The organism is Mycobacterium spongiae, from assembly GCF_018278905.1.
In the GTDB taxonomy this organism is placed as follows: Bacteria; Actinomycetota; Actinomycetes; order Mycobacteriales; family Mycobacteriaceae; genus Mycobacterium; species Mycobacterium spongiae.
In genome coordinates, this window is record NZ_CP046600.1 from 1 (window position 1) to 18,181 (window position 18,181).

15 protein-coding genes and 2 tRNA genes are annotated in these 18,181 nt (G+C 63.0%); 12 read left to right on the forward strand and 5 right to left on the reverse strand.

Annotation, left to right across the window (positions count from 1 at the left end; translation table 11 throughout):
* From dnaA to F6B93_RS00045, 9 genes are all read left to right on the forward strand, one after another.
* A complete protein-coding gene (gene dnaA, locus F6B93_RS00005) occupies positions 1-1,527 on the forward strand; it encodes a chromosomal replication initiator protein DnaA (protein ID WP_211697073.1) in 1,527 nt (508 codons plus the stop codon).
* Positions 1,528-2,022: 495 nt separating this feature from the next.
* The gene (gene dnaN / locus F6B93_RS00010) at positions 2,023-3,234 is read left to right on the forward strand and encodes a DNA polymerase III subunit beta (RefSeq protein WP_211697074.1); all 1,212 of its coding nucleotides are present in this window, start codon (positions 2,023-2,025) and stop codon (positions 3,232-3,234) included.
* 27 nt (positions 3,235-3,261) lie between these two features.
* Entirely contained in the window at positions 3,262-4,419 is a 1,158-nt protein-coding gene (gene recF, locus F6B93_RS00015) for a DNA replication/repair protein RecF (protein ID WP_211697075.1), read from the forward strand.
* Positions 4,416-4,979, forward strand: a complete 564-nt coding sequence (locus tag F6B93_RS00020; protein ID WP_211697076.1) for a DUF721 family protein — start codon at positions 4,416-4,418, stop codon at positions 4,977-4,979. The genes recF and F6B93_RS00020 overlap by 4 nt, the downstream gene beginning before the upstream one ends.
* Positions 4,980-5,223: 244 nt before the next feature.
* Positions 5,224-7,251: a DNA topoisomerase (ATP-hydrolyzing) subunit B gene (gene gyrB / locus F6B93_RS00025; RefSeq protein WP_211697077.1), complete on the forward strand. Its 2,028-nt coding sequence runs from the start codon at positions 5,224-5,226 to the stop codon at positions 7,249-7,251.
* 52 nt (positions 7,252-7,303) lie between these two features.
* On the forward strand, positions 7,304-9,823 hold the full coding sequence (gyrA, locus tag F6B93_RS00030) for a DNA gyrase subunit A (RefSeq protein ID WP_211697078.1): 2,520 nt from the start codon (positions 7,304-7,306) through the stop codon (positions 9,821-9,823).
* 200 nt (positions 9,824-10,023) lie between these two features.
* Positions 10,024-10,896, forward strand: coding sequence for a DUF3566 domain-containing protein (locus F6B93_RS00035; protein WP_211697079.1), 873 nt, complete (start codon positions 10,024-10,026; stop codon positions 10,894-10,896).
* A gap of 58 nt (positions 10,897-10,954) precedes the next feature.
* A tRNA-Ile gene (locus tag F6B93_RS00040) sits at positions 10,955-11,028 on the forward strand.
* 139 nt (positions 11,029-11,167) lie between these two features.
* A tRNA-Ala gene (locus F6B93_RS00045) sits at positions 11,168-11,240 on the forward strand.
* Positions 11,241-11,352: 112 nt separating this feature from the next.
* On the opposite strand, the gene cwsA is transcribed toward F6B93_RS00045, so the two are convergent.
* Positions 11,353-11,784 carry a cell wall synthesis protein CwsA gene (cwsA, locus tag F6B93_RS00050; protein WP_211697080.1) on the reverse strand — a complete coding sequence of 144 codons (432 nt, stop codon included), beginning with the start codon at positions 11,782-11,784 and terminating at the stop codon, positions 11,353-11,355.
* Between the two features lie 153 nt (positions 11,785-11,937).
* Here cwsA and F6B93_RS00055 point away from each other — a divergent pair, with 153 nt between their 5' ends.
* Positions 11,938-12,486 (forward strand): peptidylprolyl isomerase, encoded by a 549-nt coding sequence (locus F6B93_RS00055; protein ID WP_211697081.1) that lies wholly within the window; start codon positions 11,938-11,940, stop codon positions 12,484-12,486.
* Between the two features lie 35 nt (positions 12,487-12,521).
* Here F6B93_RS00055 and F6B93_RS00060 read toward each other — a convergent pair whose 3' ends face one another.
* Positions 12,522-12,947, reverse strand: coding sequence for a PH domain-containing protein (locus F6B93_RS00060; protein WP_211697082.1), 426 nt, complete (start codon positions 12,945-12,947; stop codon positions 12,522-12,524).
* Positions 12,948-13,101: 154 nt separating this feature from the next.
* On the reverse strand, positions 13,102-13,383 hold the full coding sequence (gene crgA / locus F6B93_RS00065; protein ID WP_211697083.1) for a cell division protein CrgA: 282 nt from the start codon (positions 13,381-13,383) through the stop codon (positions 13,102-13,104).
* A 176-nt stretch (positions 13,384-13,559) separates the two neighbouring features.
* Between crgA and F6B93_RS00070 the strand changes: the two genes are divergently transcribed.
* Positions 13,560-14,303 (forward strand): DUF881 domain-containing protein, encoded by a 744-nt coding sequence (locus F6B93_RS00070; protein ID WP_211697084.1) that lies wholly within the window; start codon positions 13,560-13,562, stop codon positions 14,301-14,303.
* A gap of 49 nt (positions 14,304-14,352) precedes the next feature.
* Positions 14,353-15,051 carry an aminodeoxychorismate/anthranilate synthase component II gene (locus tag F6B93_RS00075; RefSeq protein ID WP_211697085.1) on the forward strand — a complete coding sequence of 233 codons (699 nt, stop codon included), beginning with the start codon at positions 14,353-14,355 and terminating at the stop codon, positions 15,049-15,051.
* Here F6B93_RS00075 and pknB read toward each other — a convergent pair.
* Positions 15,029-16,909: a Stk1 family PASTA domain-containing Ser/Thr kinase gene (pknB, locus tag F6B93_RS00080; RefSeq protein WP_211697086.1), complete on the reverse strand. Its 1,881-nt coding sequence runs from the start codon at positions 16,907-16,909 to the stop codon at positions 15,029-15,031. The genes F6B93_RS00075 and pknB overlap by 23 nt on opposite strands.
* A complete protein-coding gene (locus tag F6B93_RS00085; RefSeq protein ID WP_246540926.1) occupies positions 16,906-18,156 on the reverse strand; it encodes a serine/threonine-protein kinase in 1,251 nt (416 codons plus the stop codon). The genes pknB and F6B93_RS00085 overlap by 4 nt, the downstream gene beginning before the upstream one ends.
* Positions 18,157-18,181: the final 25 nt, after the last annotated feature.

An 18,181-nucleotide genomic window follows, 5' to 3' on the forward strand; every position in this document is an offset into this window, starting at 1 on the left:
TTGATCGATGACCCCGGTTCAGGTTTCACCACAGTGTGGCAGGCGGTCGTTTCCGAACTGAACGGCGAGCCGAACGGTGACGGCACGCCCGCCAACGGCACGACGCTCACCGCTCCGCTGACTCCCCAGCAACGGGCGTGGTTGAATCTCGTTCAACCGCTGACCATCGTCGAAGGTTTTGCCCTGCTGTCGGTGCCGAGCAGCTTCGTCCAGAACGAGATCGAGCGCCACCTGCGTACGCCGATTACCGACGCGCTCAGCCGTCGGCTCGGTCAGCAGATACAACTCGGTGTTCGCATCGCTCCCCCTAGCACTGAACATGTCGATGAGCCCGCGCACTCACCTTCTGACGATCCGAGCGCGTACCCATCCCTAGACGACTCAAGCGGCCCCGACGATGCCGACGAAACTGGCGATGCCTTCGGTCCTGCCCAGCAGACCTGGCCGAATTACTTCACTGAACGCCCACACAGTGCCGACTCAGCAAGTACTGGCGGAACCAGCCTCAACCGGCGTTACACCTTCGACACGTTCGTCATCGGCGCCTCCAACCGGTTCGCACATGCCGCGACGCTGGCGATCTCCGAAGCGCCCGCCCGCGCATACAACCCGCTCTTCATCTGGGGCGAATCCGGTCTTGGCAAAACTCACCTCTTGCACGCGGCCGGCAACTACGCCCAACGGCTGTTTCCCGGCATGCGCGTCAAGTACGTCTCCACCGAAGAATTCACCAACGACTTCATCAACTCGCTGCGCGACGATCGTAAAGTCGCCTTCAAGCGCAGCTACCGCGACGTCGATGTGCTTCTGGTCGATGACATCCAGTTCATTGAAGGCAAAGAGGGCATCCAGGAAGAGTTCTTTCACACCTTCAACACCTTGCACAACGCCAACAAACAGATCGTGATCTCATCCGATCGTCCACCCAAACAGCTCGCCACCCTTGAAGACCGTCTCCGCACCCGCTTCGAGTGGGGGCTGATCACCGACGTCCAACCCCCCGAGTTGGAGACCCGCATCGCGATCCTTCGCAAGAAGGCACAGATGGAACGTCTTGCGGTACCCGACGATGTCCTCGAACTCATCGCGGGCAGCATCGAGCGCAACATCCGAGAACTTGAAGGTGCCCTCATCCGGGTGACCGCTTTTGCGTCGCTAAACAAGACACCGATCGACAAAGCACTGGCCGAGATCGTGCTTCGCGATCTGATCGCCGACGCGAACACCATGCAAATCAGCGCGGCGACCATCATGGCGGCGACCGCTGAATACTTCGATACCACGGTCGAAGAACTCCGTGGACCGGGCAAGACCCGAGCACTCGCCCAGTCGCGACAAATCGCCATGTATCTCTGCCGCGAACTGACCGATCTGTCACTGCCCAAGATCGGCCAGGCGTTCGGGCGCGACCACACCACAGTCATGTACGCCCAGCGCAAGATCTTGTCCGAGATGGCCGAACGTCGTGAGGTCTTCGATCACGTCAAAGAGCTCACGACTCGCATCCGGCAGCGCTCCAAGCGCTGATAAGCGCCCTCCTCGGAAACTTTTTCGGAAAAAACTTCCTACCCGCGCGTCACACCCGTCACAGTGCTCGTTGTGCGCATCGCTGTGTAGAAACACCGCACACAACCCCGCAACAACCGCTAGTTCCCCACAGTGCCACGTCCGATCCCCAGTCCCTCGCCACCCACCAGATGGTTGTCAACGCAGCCATCCACAACCCAAAACCACGTTCAACAGCACCAAAGCTTGGTTATCCCCAATCTCCACATCCCTTAATACTGTTATTGAGATCTTTCCGATACTTCTTCGTTAAAACACAGCGTTGGGGATGGTCCCGCTTCCCGGGGTCTCACCCCCCGTGGCCCTGCCCGTCGTCGCCGTCGTGGACTAGCTTCCAAGTTGGCGCCAGAAGCTCTACGGTTGTTGTTCGACCACAGTGGTGGCCGTCACGGGGAGTGTCCGTGCTAGCGGGGTGCTCGTCACTGGTTTGAAACTCACGTTAGGTGAAGGGACGCAATGGACGCGGCTACGACACGAGCTGGTCTTACCGATTTGAAGTTCCGTTTGGTCCGGGAGTCTTTCGCCGATGCAGTGTCCTGGGTAGCCAAGAACCTCCCCACGCGGCCAACGGCGCCGGTGCTGTCCGGGGTCTTGTTGACCGGTTCGGACACGGGGCTGACGATCTCGGGATTCGACTACGAAGTCTCCGCAGAAGCACAGGTCGCTGCTGAAATCGCTTCTCCCGGAAGTGTTTTAGTGTCCGGAAGGCTGCTATCGGATATCACCCGAGCCTTGCCGAACAAGCCCGTCGACTTTTCAGTCGATGGCAGTCGGGTCGAATTGACCTGCGGAAATGCCAGATTCTCGCTTCCGACGATGGCCGTCGAGGATTACCCGACGTTGCCGACGCTCCCCGAAGAGACCGGAGTACTCTCCTCGGAGTTGTTCGCCGAGGCGATCGGTCAGGTCGCCATCGCGGCCGGCCGTGACGACACATTGCCCATGTTGACCGGCATCCGCGTCGAGATATCCGGTGACACAGTCGTTTTAGCTGCGACGGACAGATTTCGTTTGGCGGTTCGCGAGTTGACGTGGTCCGCGTCATCCCCCGATGTCGAGGCTGCGGTACTAGTACCGGCCAAGACTTTGGCCGAGGCGGCAAAAGCGGGCACTGATGGGTCCGATGTGCGGTTGTCGTTAGGCGCTGGTACGGGAGTTGGCAAAGATGGACTCCTTGGCATCAGCGGAAACGACAAATGCAGTACCACTCGCCTTCTGGATGCGGAGTTCCCCAAGTTTCGCCAGTTGTTGCCCACGGAGCACACGGCAGTGGCCACGATCGATGTAGCAGAGTTGACCGAAGCGATAAAACTGGTTGCGTTAGTGGCAGATCGAGGCGCGCAGGTGCGCATGGAATTTGCCGATGGGATGCTGCGGCTTTCAGCTGGAGCCGACGATGTCGGACGAGCAGAGGAAGATCTTGCCGTCGACTTCGTCGGCGAACCGTTGACGATTGCGTTCAACCCGACCTACTTGACCGACGGCCTGGGTTCGCTGCATTCCGAGCGGGTCTCGTTCGGTTTCACCACGCCGGGCAAGCCGGCATTGCTACGGCCCGCATCGTCCGATGACGAGGGGGCTCCTGGCGCGGTAGATCCTAAGGGCCCGTTCCCGGCGGTTCACACCGACTATGTGTACCTGTTGATGCCGGTTCGATTGCCCGGCTGATCGCATCCCTCGTAGGGGCTGGGGCAGGTGTACGTCCGGCAATTGGGGTTGCGTGACTTTCGGTCGTGGTCCAATGCGGATCTGGAGTTGTTTCCAGGACGAACGGTATTTGTCGGTCCAAATGGGTTTGGCAAGACGAATATAGTTGAGGCACTGTGGTATTCGACTACATTGAGTTCGCACCGGGTCGGTTCCGATCTGCCGTTGATTCGTTCGGGTGCCGATCGGGCTGTCGTTTCGACGATCGTGGTGAGTGAGGGCAGGGAATGCGCGGTTGATCTGGAGATTGCTGCGGGGCGAGCCAACAAGGCGCGGCTGAACCGGTCACCGGTCCGTAGCCCGCGCGAGGTGGTTGGAGTGTTGCGCGCGGTGTTGTTTGCGCCCGAGGACCTTGCGCTGGTCCGTGGCGACCCGGCAGATCGGCGCCGTTATCTCGATGAGCTGGCGACCGTGCGTAGGCCTGCGATGGCCGCGGTGCGCGCGGACTACGACAAAGTGCTGCGGCAACGCACGGCGCTGTTGAAATCGATGTCCGGTGGGCGGTATCGCACCGATCATGCTGGGCTGGACACCCTTGATGTCTGGGATAGCCGTTTGGCCGAACACGGCGCTGAATTGATGGCAGCGCGTATCAATCTGGTGAACCAGTTGGCACCGGAAGTGCAGAAGGCCTACCAGCTGTTGGCGCCGGAATCACGGTTGGCGTCGATCAACTACCGGACCAGTATGGATCGCACGGGTTCCGGCGAAAGCGTCGTCGCTGATCACCAGAATCTGGAGGCGGGCTTGCTGGCGGCACTCGCGGCACGCCGGGAATCCGAACTGGAGCGCGGTGTGTGTCTGGTCGGTCCACACCGTGATGACCTGGAGTTGCGACTCGGTGAGCAGCTGGCCAAAGGGTTTGTCAGCCATGGAGAATCGTGGTCGTTGGCGGTGGCGCTGCGATTGGCAGCCTACGAACTACTCCGCGCGGACGGGGGCGAGCCGGTGTTGTTGCTCGACGACGTCTTTGCGGAATTGGATGCAACGCGCCGGCGCGCGCTGGCGGCGGTGGCCGAATCCGCCGAGCAGGTCTTGGTGACTGCAGCTGTTTCGGATGACATCCCCGTCGACTGGGATGCTCGACGAGTCCATATCGATCTGCGTGAGAGCGACTCGGGACCCATGTCGGTGGTGCGACCGTGACGGACTCACAGGGGCGGTCTGGTCACGAAGGCGGCGAGCAAGCCAACGACGCACCCGCGATGGATCTGGTCCGGCGCACCCTCGAAGAGGCGCGGGCCGCGGCGCGGGCGCGTGGACACGACGCCGGACGCGGTCGCTCTGGGCCCGCCACGCCGCGCCGCGTAGCGGGGCGACGGCGCAGCTGGTCCGCGCCGGGGCCTGATGTTCGTGATCCCGAACTGTTGGGGAGCGCAGCACGAGACCTGGCGAAGAGACGCGGCTGGTCGGCACACGTCGCCGAGGGGACGGTACTGGGGCAATGGGGCTCAGTAGTGGGCCAGCACATCGCCGAGCATGCAACGCCCACCGCGCTGAATGAGGGGGTGCTCAGCGTCACCGCAGAATCGACGGCGTGGGCAACACAACTGCGGCTGCTGCAAGCACAACTTTTAGCGAAAATCGCCGCTGCTGTCGGTGACGGGGTGGTCCGATCTTTACGGATCACGGGTCCCGCGGCTCCGTCGTGGCGCAAAGGCCCACGGCACATCGCCGGTCGAGGACCCCGGGACACCTATGGATAAGGCACCGAACTGGCGGTATCCGGCTCCAGGGGGAGCGAGCCTGAGAGCCGCCAGGACGGAACGGACCTGCATCAGCAACGTCGGGACGTGGTGGGAATAAAGATATCGACCACACGGCGCAATCAGATAGGTAGAAACGCGGCCGGAGAATCGGTGCGGGGGGCCGATCACGGTAGAGTGGTGGGATGCGACCGCTGCGGTGACTGGACCGCTCGCATACAACCCCGAGGAGAGCATCCGGACTGTGGCTGCCCAGAAGAAGAAGACGCAGGATGAGTACGACGCCGCATCCATCACGATTTTGGAGGGGCTAGAAGCCGTCCGCAAACGTCCAGGTATGTATATCGGCTCCACCGGGGAGCGCGGTTTACACCACCTTGTCTGGGAGGTGGTCGACAACGCGGTCGACGAAGCGATGGCCGGATACGCGACCACGGTCAGCGTGACTTTGCTCGAAGACGGAGGCGTCGAGGTCGCCGACGACGGCCGTGGCATCCCGGTCGCCAAGCATGCCTCCGGGGTACCGACCGTCGATGTCGTGATGACTCAATTGCACGCCGGCGGAAAATTCGATTCCGACGCGTACGCGATCTCGGGTGGCCTCCACGGTGTCGGCGTTTCGGTTGTCAACGCGCTGTCCACCCGGCTCGAGGTTGAGATCAAGCGCGACGGCCACGAGTGGACGCAATGCTACAAGCAGTCGGAGCCGGTGGGTCTGCAGAAAGGCGGCACGACTCGCAAAACTGGCTCGACAGTGCGGTTTTGGGCAGATCCAGCGGTCTTCGAGACCACGGAGTACGACTTCGAAACGGTGGCGCGCCGGCTGCAGGAGATGGCTTTCCTCAACAAGGGGCTGACCATCAACCTCAACGACGAGCGTGTGACGGAGGATGAAGTCGTCGACGAAGTCGTCAGCGACGTTGCCGAAGCGCCAAAGTCGGCGAGCGAGCGAGCAGCAGAATCTGTTGCACCCCATAAAGTGAAGCGCCGCACGTTTCATTACCCGGGTGGCCTCGTCGATTACGTCAAGCACATCAACCGCACCAAGAACCCGATCCATGGCAGCGTCGTCGATTTCTCTGGCAAGGGTCACGGTCATGAGGTCGAGATCGCGATGCAATGGAACGCCGGCTATTCGGAGTCGGTGCACACCTTCGCCAACACCATCAACACCCACGAAGGCGGCACCCATGAGGAAGGCTTCCGCAGCGCGTTGACGTCGGTGGTCAACAAGTACGCCAAGGACCGCAAACTCCTGAAAGACAAGGACCCCAACCTCACTGGCGACGACATCCGGGAAGGCCTGGCCGCGGTCATTTCGGCGAAAGTCAGCGAACCGCAATTCGAAGGTCAGACTAAAACCAAGTTGGGTAACACCGAGGTGAAGTCCTTCGTGCAGAAAGTCTGCAACGAACAGCTCACACATTGGTTTGAAGCCAATCCTGCGGATGCGAAAGTCATTGTCAACAAAGCAGTCTCATCGGCGCAGGCACGAATTGCGGCACGCAAAGCGCGAGAGTTGGTGCGGCGCAAAAGTGCTACCGACCTCGGTGGTCTTCCGGGCAAGCTGGCCGACTGTCGCTCTACCGATCCGCGGAAGTCAGAACTGTATGTTGTCGAGGGCGATTCGGCCGGCGGCTCGGCCAAGAGCGGGCGCGATTCGATGTTCCAAGCGATCCTCCCGTTGCGCGGAAAGATCATCAACGTGGAAAAGGCCCGTATCGACCGGGTGCTCAAGAACACCGAGGTGCAGGCGATCATCACTGCCTTGGGTACCGGGATTCACGACGAGTTCGACATCACCAGACTGCGTTACCACAAAATCGTGCTGATGGCTGATGCTGATGTTGACGGCCAGCACATTTCCACACTGTTGTTGACGTTGCTCTTCCGGTTCATGCGACCGCTGATCGAGAACGGGCACGTGTTCCTGGCCCAGCCGCCGCTGTACAAGCTCAAGTGGCAGCGCAGCGATCCGGAGTTCGCCTATTCCGACCGCGAGCGCGACGGCCTACTCGAGGCGGGGCTCAAAGCGGGCAAGAAGATCAACAAGGACGACGGCATCCAGCGCTACAAAGGGCTCGGCGAAATGGACGCCAAGGAGCTGTGGGAAACCACGATGGACCCCACAGTGCGTGTGCTGCGCCAGGTAACTCTCGACGACGCCGCTTCCGCCGACGAACTGTTCTCGATCCTGATGGGCGAGGACGTCGACGCGCGCCGAAGCTTTATCACCCGCAACGCCAAAGACGTCCGCTTCTTGGACGTCTGATCCAGCACACGTGAACCCAACGCTGTCCACACTCAGTGCAAACGAGGAATAGATGACAGACACGACGCTGCCGCCTGGTGACGATTCCGCAGAGCGGGTCGAACCGGTCGACATTCAGCAGGAGATGCAGCGCAGCTACATCGACTACGCGATGAGCGTGATCGTCGGTCGCGCGTTGCCGGAAGTGCGCGATGGCCTCAAGCCGGTGCATCGTCGGGTTCTTTACGCCATGTTCGATTCCGGGTTCCGTCCTGACCGCAGTCATGCCAAGTCAGCTCGATCCGTGGCCGAAACCATGGGTAACTATCACCCGCACGGTGACGCGTCGATCTACGACACCCTGGTCCGGATGGCGCAGCCGTGGTCGTTGCGGTACCCGCTGGTCGATGGCCAAGGTAACTTTGGCTCCCCGGGCAACGACCCACCGGCCGCGATGCGCTACACGGAGGCGCGGCTCACGCCACTGGCGATGGAAATGCTACGCGAAATTGACGAGGAGACAGTCGATTTCGCGCCCAACTACGATGGTCGGGTACAAGAGCCGGCGGTGCTGCCCAGCCGGTTTCCCAATCTGCTGGCCAACGGCTCCGGCGGTATCGCGGTGGGTATGGCCACCAATATCCCGCCACACAATCTTCGCGAGCTCGCCGACGCGGTGTTCTGGGCGCTGGACAACTACGACGCCGACGAAGAGGCAACGCTGGCCGCGGTCACCAAGTGCGTCAAAGGACCCGACTTCCCCACCGCCGGGTTGATTGTCGGCTCCCAGGGCATCGGCGATGCGTACAAGACCGGCCGCGGCTCCATCCGGATGCGCGGTGTGGTTGCAGTAGAGGAAGATTCGCGCGGCCGGACCTCACTGGTCATCACCGAGTTGCCGTATCAGGTCAACCACGACAACTTCATCACCTCGATCGCCGAGCAGGTCCGCGACGGAAAGCTCACCGGGATCTCCAACATTGAAGACCAGAGCAGTGACCGGGTCGGCTTGCGGATCGTCATCGAGGTCAAGCGCGATGCGGTAGCAAAGGTGGTGCTCAACAACCTCTATAAGCACACCCAGCTGCAAACCAGCTTCGGTGCCAACATGCTGTCGATCGTCGACGGGGTGCCTCGCACGCTGCGGCTCGACCAGCTCATCCGCTACTACGTCGACCACCAACTCGACGTCATCGTTCGGCGCACCACCTACCGGCTGCGAAAAGCCAACGAACGGGCCCACATTCTGCGCGGCCTGGTCAAAGCGCTCGACGCGCTGGACGAAGTCATCGCGCTGATCCGGGCGTCGGAGACGGTCGACATCGCCCGCGCCGGGTTGATCGAGCTGCTCGACATCGACGAGATCCAAGCCCAGGCCATCCTCGACATGCAACTGCGGCGCCTGGCCGCACTGGAACGCCAACGCATTGTTGACGACTTGGCCAAGATCGAAGCCGAAATCGCGGACCTCGAAGACATTCTGGCCAAACCCGAGCGTCAGCGCGGCATCGTGCGCGACGAACTCGGCGAGATCGTCGAAAAGCACGGCGACGACCGTCGTACCCGGATCATCGCGGCCGACGGTGACGTCAACGACGAGGACTTGATTGCTCGAGAGGACGTTGTCGTCACCATCACCGAGACCGGCTACGCCAAGCGCACCAAAACCGATCTGTACCGCAGCCAAAAGCGTGGCGGGAAAGGCGTACAGGGCGCCGGGCTCAAGCAAGACGACATCGTCCGGCACTTTTTCGTGTGTTCGACCCACGACTGGATCCTGTTCTTCACCACCCAGGGCCGGGTGTACCGCGCCAAGGCGTACGAGTTGCCGGAGGCCTCCCGGACAGCGCGCGGTCAGCATGTCGCCAACCTGCTGGCCTTCCAGCCCGAGGAGCGCATCGCCCAGGTCATCCAGATCCGCAGCTATGAGGACGCCCCATATCTGGTGCTGGCCACCCAGAACGGTTTGGTCAAGAAGTCGAAGTTGACCGACTTCGACTCGAATCGCTCGGGTGGGATCGTGGCGATCAACCTGCGCAACTCCGACGAACTAGTCGGTGCCGTGCTGTGCTCATCCGATGACGACCTGCTGCTGGTGTCCGCCAACGGCCAGTCCATCAGGTTCTCGGCGACCGACGAAGCGCTGCGGCCCATGGGGCGGGCTACCTCGGGCGTGCAAGGAATGCGGTTCAATGCCGACGATCGGCTGCTGTCGCTGAACGTCGTGCGTGAAGGCACCTATTTGCTGATTGCCACCTCCGGTGGGTATGCGAAACGGACCGGAATCGAGGAGTACCCGGTCCAGGGCCGCGGCGGCAAGGGCGTGCTCACGGTGATGTACGACCGCCGGCGCGGCAGGTTGGTCGGGGCATTGATTGTCGACGTCGACAGCGAGCTGTACGCGATTACTTCCGGGGGCGGTGTCATCCGGACCGCGGCACGCCAGGTCCGCAAGGCGGGACGGCAGACGAAGGGCGTGCGGCTGATGAACCTGGGCGAGGGTGACACCCTGTTGGCCATCGCCCGCAACGCCGAGGAAAATGTCGACGACGCGGTCGCGGAAGTCGACGGCGCGAACGGGTCGAGCAAATAGCTGGCCCACGATAGGGGCACGGGGCGGTTCGCGTGAGCTGGGCAACTAGACTTAGCCCGACGACGATGCGGGTCGCCTAGCGACCCGAGGAGGAGTCGGGCAATTGAAGTGAGCCCGACGACGATGCGGGTCGCGTAGCGACCCGAGGAGGAGTCGGGCCGTCTGAACTAGCTGCCTGGAAACATAGGTAAGGAGCCGCGGTGACTTCACCACACGAACCGGGCGCCCCCAACACCGGCGACAACCCGAATGGGGATGGTTCGGTCGAGCGCGCTGGCGTGCACCGGGCACCGACCGGACCGGGTCGCCTCCCAGACGGTGGAGACTCGCCGCCGTGGCAGCGCGGCGCCGCCCGGGCCTCGCAGGCATCGTCGCGCCCAGCGCCCGAACCCAACGAGGGTCGGACATCGGTGCCCCCGCCCGACGCCGATGCCCGGCTTAACCGCTTCATTTCTGGTAGGACGGCGCCCCCGGCCAGCTCACCGCCACCCGGGAAGTCTCCAGCGCAGGAGCCCGAGGGCCCGGGCGCCGAGGCCTATCCGAGCGAATTGCCCGATCTTTCCGGCCCGGCCCCCAGAGCCACACAACGCAACCCCGCGCCGGAACGTCCGGCGGCCGGGGCCGCAGCGACGACCGGCTCCGGCTCAGGCCGTTCGACCAGCTCCGAAACCCGCGAAACCCATGTTCAGGTGGCGTCGCGACGGCCGCGCGGACCGGTCCGGGCCAGCATGCAGATCCGTCGGATCGATCCGTGGAGCACGTTAAAGGTGTCACTGTTGCTGTCGGTGGCCCTGTTCTTCGTCTGGATGATCGCGGTCGCGTTCCTGTACCTGGTGCTCGGCGGCATGGGTGTGTGGACCAAGCTCAACAGCAACGTGGGCGACTTGTTGAACAACACCAGCGGAAGCAGCGGTGAACTTGTCTCCAGCGGCACCATTTTTGGCGGCGCCATCCTCATCGGCTTGGTCAATATCGTCTTGCTGACCGCGTTGGCGACGATTGGGGCGTTCGTCTACAACTTGACCACCGACCTCATTGGCGGCATTGAGGTGACGCTGGCGGACCGCGACTAGCCTTTTGGGACTTGGGCGGCGGTTGCGGTAATCTCGTCGCTCGGCCGTACCGACGTACGGGCCTATAGCTCAGGCGGTTAGAGCGCTTCGCTGATAACGAAGAGGTCGGAGGTTCGAGTCCTCCTAGGCCCACAACCATGTGTCCGTCATCGCGTTGGGTGAGATGTGCGTTGCCGCTGGCAGCGATCGTTGTGATGGCACTGGTGGTGAGGTCGCGACGTGGCGTCGAGGTCTGGCACGTGGCGGCAGACGAAGCGCCTGGTGACGGCGAGGGGCCTTAGCTCAGTTGGTAGAGCACTGCCTTTGCAAGGCAGGTGTCAGGGGTTCGATTCCCCTAGGCTCCACAAGTTGGACAGTGGGATCGGGTAGAGCCTCGTCGAAATTGCCCAACACGGTCGTGGTTCGGGCGCCAAGCACAACCCTCACGGCAATGTGGGCGCAGTGTTCTAGCGACGCCTATGGACGCGGTTGGACGTCGACGCTCGGGGGACGCGGCGAGGGCTCGGGACGCATCGAGCGCCGGACAACGCTAAATGCGACCGCACCGCCGGCGAGGACCGTGACGGCCGCCCCCGCGATGATCCACGCCCGGCGCTTGTTGCTGTCACAGAGGGACGGCCGCGTGTCCTCAATGACTTGCGGCAGGTTGGCGACCGCTTCCTGGGCGGCGGCTAACTCGCCGGCGATCGTTTCCTGGGCCGCCGCGATTTCGCGGGCTAGCCTGCCTTCCCGGTAGCGCCGCCGCAGCGCCGATGCGGTCGAATGCGCTGAGCCGAATCCGAGCCCGAGAACGCCGCGGGTCACATCCACCGGTCCCACGGCAGAGTAGGTCAGGCCCCGAGTCAGTCGCTCCCGTGAGGTCAGCTTGGTTTCCACCTTTTCGCTCATGGGCCACCTTTCTTTGTCGCCGACACCTCTGGCGCCCAGAGGCTCTCCGGTACCTTCCACAGACTGCCACCAACTGCCCGTCAGCACGCCCATTGCTGACACGAAGCGCCGTGTAACGGTCGACGGCACCGGTTGCGGACAGGCGCGCGGCTAATGGCAGACTGTGCTGTCGTGACCAACAGCCCCATTCAGACCGCCATTGCCACGTTGCACACCAACCGCGGGAATATCAAGATCGCACTGTTCGGAAACCATGCACCCAAGACCGTTGCCAACTTCGTTGGTCTTGCGCAAGGCACCAAAGACTATTCGACGCAAAACGCGTCGGGGGGCCCGTCCGGCCCGTTCTACGACGGCGCCGTCTTTCACCGCGTGATTAAGGGCTTCATGATCCAGGGTGGCGACCCAACGGGGACCGGTCGCGGTGGCCCCGGCTACAAGTTTGCTGACGAGTTCCACCCCGAGCTGCAATTCGACAAGCCGTACCTGTTGGCGATGGCCAACGCGGGGCCGGGCACCAACGGCTCACAGTTCTTCATCACCGTCGGCAAGACCCCACACCTGAATCGGCGGCACACCATCTTCGGGGAAGTGACCGACCCCGATTCGCAGAGTGTCGTCGACACGATCGCGACGACGGCCACCGATGCCAGCGACCGACCCACCGAACCGGTCGTCATCGAGTCGATCACTATTTCGTAGCGGTTTTCTGGGCGCCTGCTTTCTGGGCGCGGGCGCTAGTTTGTGGGTCCGCCGGCGTAGCCGGCGGCGGTGAGGGCATCGAGCACCTCGAGTGGGTCGGTGCCGAGGTCCCAACGGGACAAGATCGTCAGTCCACCGTTGACGGTTTCGATCTCTAGTAAGCGGACTTTGCGGCCAAAGCGGCGGAACTCGGTGATCCGGATGATCTTGATGCTGTCGCGCTGCAATAGCTGCGTCCGGAACCAGCCTCGGATCGCTAAGCCGTCGGGCGTAATTGCCAGCTTTGGCCGGGCGCGCCAGGAGGCGCTCGCAAACAAGATGAGACCCAGCGCGGCAATGCCGGTCATGACACGCCCGGGCTGGTCTGTGACCAAGGTCACAGAGGCAATAGCCATCACAATGCCCCCGGCCCCACAACCAGCGATTCCCGCCGAACGCGGGGCCCATTCCGTTTGCTGCACGCGCTATCTAGACCCTCTCACCATTGTGGATTCAGTTATCCACAGACGCTATCAACAGTGGGGATGAATCACATGCGTGTGATTGCGGGCCGCAGGGTTGCTGGCCGAGTAAAGAACCAGGCACGGGATGAATTCATTACGTCCGCGTCAACAATCAGTGCCAGCGCATCGTGAGCAACAAACCGGTGATCATGAAAGCGAACGCGATCGCGTAGTTCCACGGGCCGAGCTCCGCCATCCAATTCAGCGCCGCGGGGGCTTGGCTGCCGACGGCGGCCAACTGAAACACCATCAACCAGACGAGGCCGATCAGCATCAGGCCAATGAACAACGAGACGAACCACACACTCGACGGTCCGACCTTGACTTTCACCGGGGTGCGGCTGACAGCGCTGACCGTGAAGTCGTTCTTCTTGCGGACCTTGGACTTGGGCATCACTTACCTCGGGATATCTCATAACTACTGCGATACGACGACGAGTGGGACAGGGTGCCACGGTAGTGATCGCAGCAGCAAGGCGTAGTTTGCTTGTGGGTTTGCTTGTGGCTTATCTAGGGGCTTGGCTACGAGACTAACCCACCTGCTGCCGTGACCAGGAAAACGGAGACACGATGACCAACACCCGACGCTCCCCGTGGCGTTTCGGTGTGCCGCTGGTGTGCCTGTTGGCGGGGCTGCTGCTGGCCGCCACGCACGGAGTCTCCGGCGGGGCCGAGATCCGCCGCAGTGATGCCCCGCGTCTCGTCGACCTGGTCCGTCAGACCCAATCGTCGGTGTCCCGTCTGGACGCCGAACATGAAGCCCTGACGAACCGGATCGACTCGGTACACGGACGGTCCGCCGATACTGCGTTGGCGGCCATGCTGCGGCGATCCGCCGAGCTCGCTGGCGAGGCAGACATGAACCCGGTTGCCGGGCCGGGCTTGGTGGTACGACTGCGCGACGCGCAACGTGACGCCGACGGGCGCTTCCCGCGCGACGCTACCCCCGACGACCTCGTCGTGCACCAGCAAGACATCGAGGCCGTCCTCAACGCGCTGTGGACTGCCGGCGCCGAGGCGATCCAGATACAAGACCAACGCATCATCGCAACCTCGGTGGCTCGCTGCGTGGGTAATACCTTGTTGCTCAACGGCCGCACCTATAGCCCGCCCTACACCATCACCGCCATCGGCGATCCAAGCGCTATGCAGGACGCCCTGGATGCAGCTCCGCTGGTGACCTTGTACAAGCAGTACGTGGTCCGATTCGGGCTCGGTTACGAGGAAGAAGTCAAGTCCAACGTGGAGATCGTCGGCCATACCGAACCGGTTCGGCTGCATTTTGCGGAACCGTTGGGGCCAGTCGGTTACTGAACGGTTGCCACGCGCGATCGGATGCGGGATCGGACGGTAGCCTGGCACGATGCGGATTCTGGTTGTCGACAACTACGACAGCTTCGTGTTCAACCTGGTGCAATACCTCGGTCAGCTGGGCGTTGCAGCGACGGTCTGGCGCAACGACGACCCACGGCTCTCCGATGAGGCCGCGATTGCCGCTGATTTCGACGGCGTCCTGCTCAGTCCTGGACCCGGCACCCCGGAACGGGCCGGCGCGTCGGTCAAGCTGGTCCGCGCATGCGCCGCGGTGGGCACCCCACTGCTCGGAGTCTGCCTGGGACACCAAGCGATTGGCACGGCGTTCGGCGCGACTGTCGACCGCGCGCCCGAATTGCGGCACGGTAAGACCAGCAGTGTGTTCCACACCAATGTGGGTGTGTTGCAAGGGCTTCCGGATCCGTTTACCGCGACCAGGTATCACTCACTGACGATCCTGCCGGAGTCGTTGCCGCCGGTGCTTGAGGTGACGGCGCACACCCGCAACGGGGTAATCATGGCCGTGCGGCACACGACGCTACCTATCCAAGGGGTGCAGTTTCACCCGGAGTCGATCCTGACCGAAGGCGGGCACCGGATGCTGGCGAACTGGCTTGCCTATTGCGGATGGACACGAGACGACACGCTCGTGCGCCGGCTCGAAAACGAGGTACTCACCGCTGTCCGGCCGCATGTTCCGAATGCAACCGAAGATACAGCCGAGGTTACTGGCCGAACTTCAGCGTGATGATGCCGTTGCGGTTGACGCCAGCACCGGCGGGCGGGTTCTGATACACGACCCGGTTGTGCTGGGAACCACCTGCGTCGACATCGGCCCCTTTGTCCAGTTTGCCCGTCCAGCCCAGCGCACGTAGCCGTGGCTCGGCGTCTGTCCAGAACATGCCGGACAGGTCGGGCATGACGAACTGGTTGCCCTTGGAGACACGCAGTTCGATGATCATGTCCTCGGGCACCGTGGTCCCCGCTGGCGGATCGGTGCCGATCACGTCGCCGGCCGGGCGGGGGCTGTCGACCGACGCCTGGCTGAATCTGCTAAATCCGTAAATGTTGAGATTCTTCAGCGCTTCATCGACGGTTTGGCCTGCCACATCGGGAATCTGCTTCGTCGCGGGTCCGGAACCGACGATGATGGTGATCACATTGGTGATTGCCGACGTCTGATTGGCCGGGGGGTTGGTCCCGATGACTTTGCCCATGAGGTCCGGGGTTGACGGCGATCTAGTCCGCCTGAACTTCCCGAATCCGGCTGCGGTCAGCTTCTTGACCGCTTCGGCATAGCTCAGCGAGGAAACGTCGGGCAATTCGCGTTGCTCGGGTCCGGTGGACACGTTGATGGTGATCTCATCCCCGGCACCCACTGACGAGTTGGCGGCGGGGTCGGTTCCGATGACATGGTCGGGCGGGATCGTCGAGTCCGGCTTTTGTAGCGTGCGGGTTTTGAAGCCGCGATTTTGTAGGGCAGCGATGGCATCGGCGGATACTTGACCGCGAACGTCAGGGACCCTCAGGTCGCGAGTGTTACCGCCGAAGGTGCTAATGGCGATGGTCACCACGATCGTCAGCACAGCCAGAATGGCCACCGCAGCGACCCACCGGCCCACCGAGGCGGGTGTCTGGTCGGTGTCGACATCTGCCACCGTCGTGCGCGGTAGCGGGTCGGTGTGTGGTCCGCCATGGCTGGCGGTGGCCGACGACAGCAGCGAAGTGCGCTCGGCCTCGGTGAGAACCTTGGGTGCCTCGGGCACCTCGCCGTTGTGTACCCGTACCAGGTCAGCACGCATCTCCGCCGCCGTCTGATACCGGTTCTCCGGGTTCTTGGCCAGCGCCTTGAGAACGACGGCGTCGAGGTCAGCGGAGATGCCTTCGTGTCGTGCGGACGGGGGAAGGGGATCTTCCCGGACGTGCTGATAGGCGACCGAGACTGGCGTGTCGCCCGTAAACGGCGGCTCACCAGTGAGGACTTCGTAGAGAACACAGCCCAATGAATAGACGTCGGATCGGGCGTCGACGGAATCGCCGCGCGCCTGTTCCGGCGAGAGGTATTGGGCCGTCCCGATCACCGCCGCGGTCTGGGTGACGCTGTGGCTGCTGTCGGCGATCGCGCGGGCGATGCCGAAGTCCATCACTTTGACCGCATTGGTGGTGCTGATCATGATGTTTGCCGGCTTGACGTCGCGATGGATGATGCCGTTTTGGTGACTGAAGTTCAGCGCTTGGCAGGCATCGGCAATGACCTCGATGGCGCGCTGAGGCGGCATCGGACCGTCGGTGTGCACGATGTCGCGAAGCGTGACACCGTCGACGTATTCCATGACGATGTAGGGCAACGGTCCAGCCGGCGTTTCGGCTTCGCCGGTGTCGTACACGGCGACGATCGCCGGGTGATTGAGGGCCGCGGCGTTTTGCGCCTCACGTCGGAAGCGCAGATAGAAGCTGGGGTCGCGGGCAAGATCGGCTCGCAGCACCTTGACCGCAACATCTCGATGCAACCGGAGGTCGCGGGCGAGGTGAACTTCCGACATACCTCCGAAACCGAGGATGTCGCCGAGTTCGTAGCGTTCGGACAGGTGCTGAGGGGTGGTCATTGCGGTATCTCGTCTGTTTCCCCGCGATCCGTCCAAGTGAGCATCGGGCCCCCTTGTCGAGCCCCCGCGCCGCTGGGGGTGTTAGTGGCCGGTGGGGTCCCGGTGTTCGTCATGGTAGGTGTTGTTGGGGTCTGCTGTTGCTCATTCTCCGTGCGGGAGTTTATGACGATGAGCACGGCGATGATAATTGCCAGCGCCCCAAGCACTCCGGCGGCCCACAGCAATGCGCGCTGGCCGGACGAGAACGTGCGGCGAACCGGTGGTGGCCGATTGCCGCCGGTGGTCGGGCGTGAACGCCGTGGGGGCGGGGTCCGAGTGGTGGAGTTGGCCGCGACCCTGGCCTGCGTGCCCGACGGAATCGCGGCCGGCGTGGCCCGCCCCGGCGGTGGCGTTTGGCTAGGCCGCGGTGGCCGGCGGCCGGCTCGTACCGCGGCGACCGCATCGGAGAACGGTCCCCCACTGCGATACCGCATACCGGGGTTCTTCACCAGTGTTATCTCGATGAGTTCGCGGACATTGGGGGGCAGTTCGGGCGGCAGCGGTGGCGGGGGTTCCTTGATGTGCTTCATCGCCACCGTCAGGGCGCCATCACCGATGAACGGTCGCTTTCCCGAAACTGCCTCGTAGCCGACGACTCCCAACGAGTAGACATCGCTGGCCGGGGTCGCATCGTGACCCAGGGCCTGCTCGGGCGCGATGTACTGCGCGGTGCCCATCACCATGCCGGTCTGGGTCACGGGCGCGGCGTCCACGGCCTTGGCGATGCCGAAGTCGGTGATTTTCACCTGTCCGGTGGGGGTGATCAAGATGTTTCCCGGCTTGACATCGCGGTGAACCAGGCCCGCGGCGTGCGCGACTTGCAGCGCGCGTCCGGTCTGCTCCAGCATGTCCAGCGCGTGCCGCAGCGATAGCCGGCCAGTGCGTTTGAGCACCGAATTCAAGGGTTCGCCGTTAACCAGCTCCATCACCAGGTAGGCGGTACGGCCCTCGCCGTTCATCTGGCTTTCCCCGTAGTCGTGCACGCCGGCGATGCCCGGGTGGTTGAGCATCGCGGTGGTGCGCGCCTCGGCCCGGAACCGTTCGATGAATTCCGGGTCCGACGAGAACTCGCTCTTGAGGACCTTGACCGCAACGCGTCGGCCGAGCCGGCTATCGACGGCCTCCCAGACCTGGCCCATCCCGCCAGTGGCGATCAAGCGCTGCAGGCGATACCTGCCAGACAGCGTCACACCAACGCGCGGGCTCATGCCTTGCCTCCCGCGCGCTCCGGTC

What these genes read in the sequence shown, in the direction of transcription:
- dnaN (WP_211697074.1), top strand. Translation starts at nt 2,023, where the DNA reads ATGGACGCGGCTACGACACGAGCTGGTCTTACCGATTTGAAGTTCCGT.
- gyrA (WP_211697078.1), top strand. Translation starts at nt 7,304, where the DNA reads ATGACAGACACGACGCTGCCGCCTGGTGACGATTCCGCAGAGCGGGTC.
- cwsA (WP_211697080.1), bottom strand. Translation starts at nt 11,784, where the DNA reads ATGAGCGAAAAGGTGGAAACCAAGCTGACCTCACGGGAGCGACTGACT.
- F6B93_RS00055 (WP_211697081.1), top strand. Translation starts at nt 11,938, where the DNA reads ATGGCAGACTGTGCTGTCGTGACCAACAGCCCCATTCAGACCGCCATT.
- crgA (WP_211697083.1), bottom strand. Translation starts at nt 13,383, where the DNA reads ATGCCCAAGTCCAAGGTCCGCAAGAAGAACGACTTCACGGTCAGCGCT.
- F6B93_RS00070 (WP_211697084.1), top strand. Translation starts at nt 13,560, where the DNA reads ATGACCAACACCCGACGCTCCCCGTGGCGTTTCGGTGTGCCGCTGGTG.
- F6B93_RS00075 (WP_211697085.1), top strand. Translation starts at nt 14,353, where the DNA reads ATGCGGATTCTGGTTGTCGACAACTACGACAGCTTCGTGTTCAACCTG.
- pknB (WP_211697086.1), bottom strand. Translation starts at nt 16,909, where the DNA reads ATGACCACCCCTCAGCACCTGTCCGAACGCTACGAACTCGGCGACATC.
- F6B93_RS00085 (WP_246540926.1), bottom strand. Translation starts at nt 18,156, where the DNA reads ATGAGCCCGCGCGTTGGTGTGACGCTGTCTGGCAGGTATCGCCTGCAG.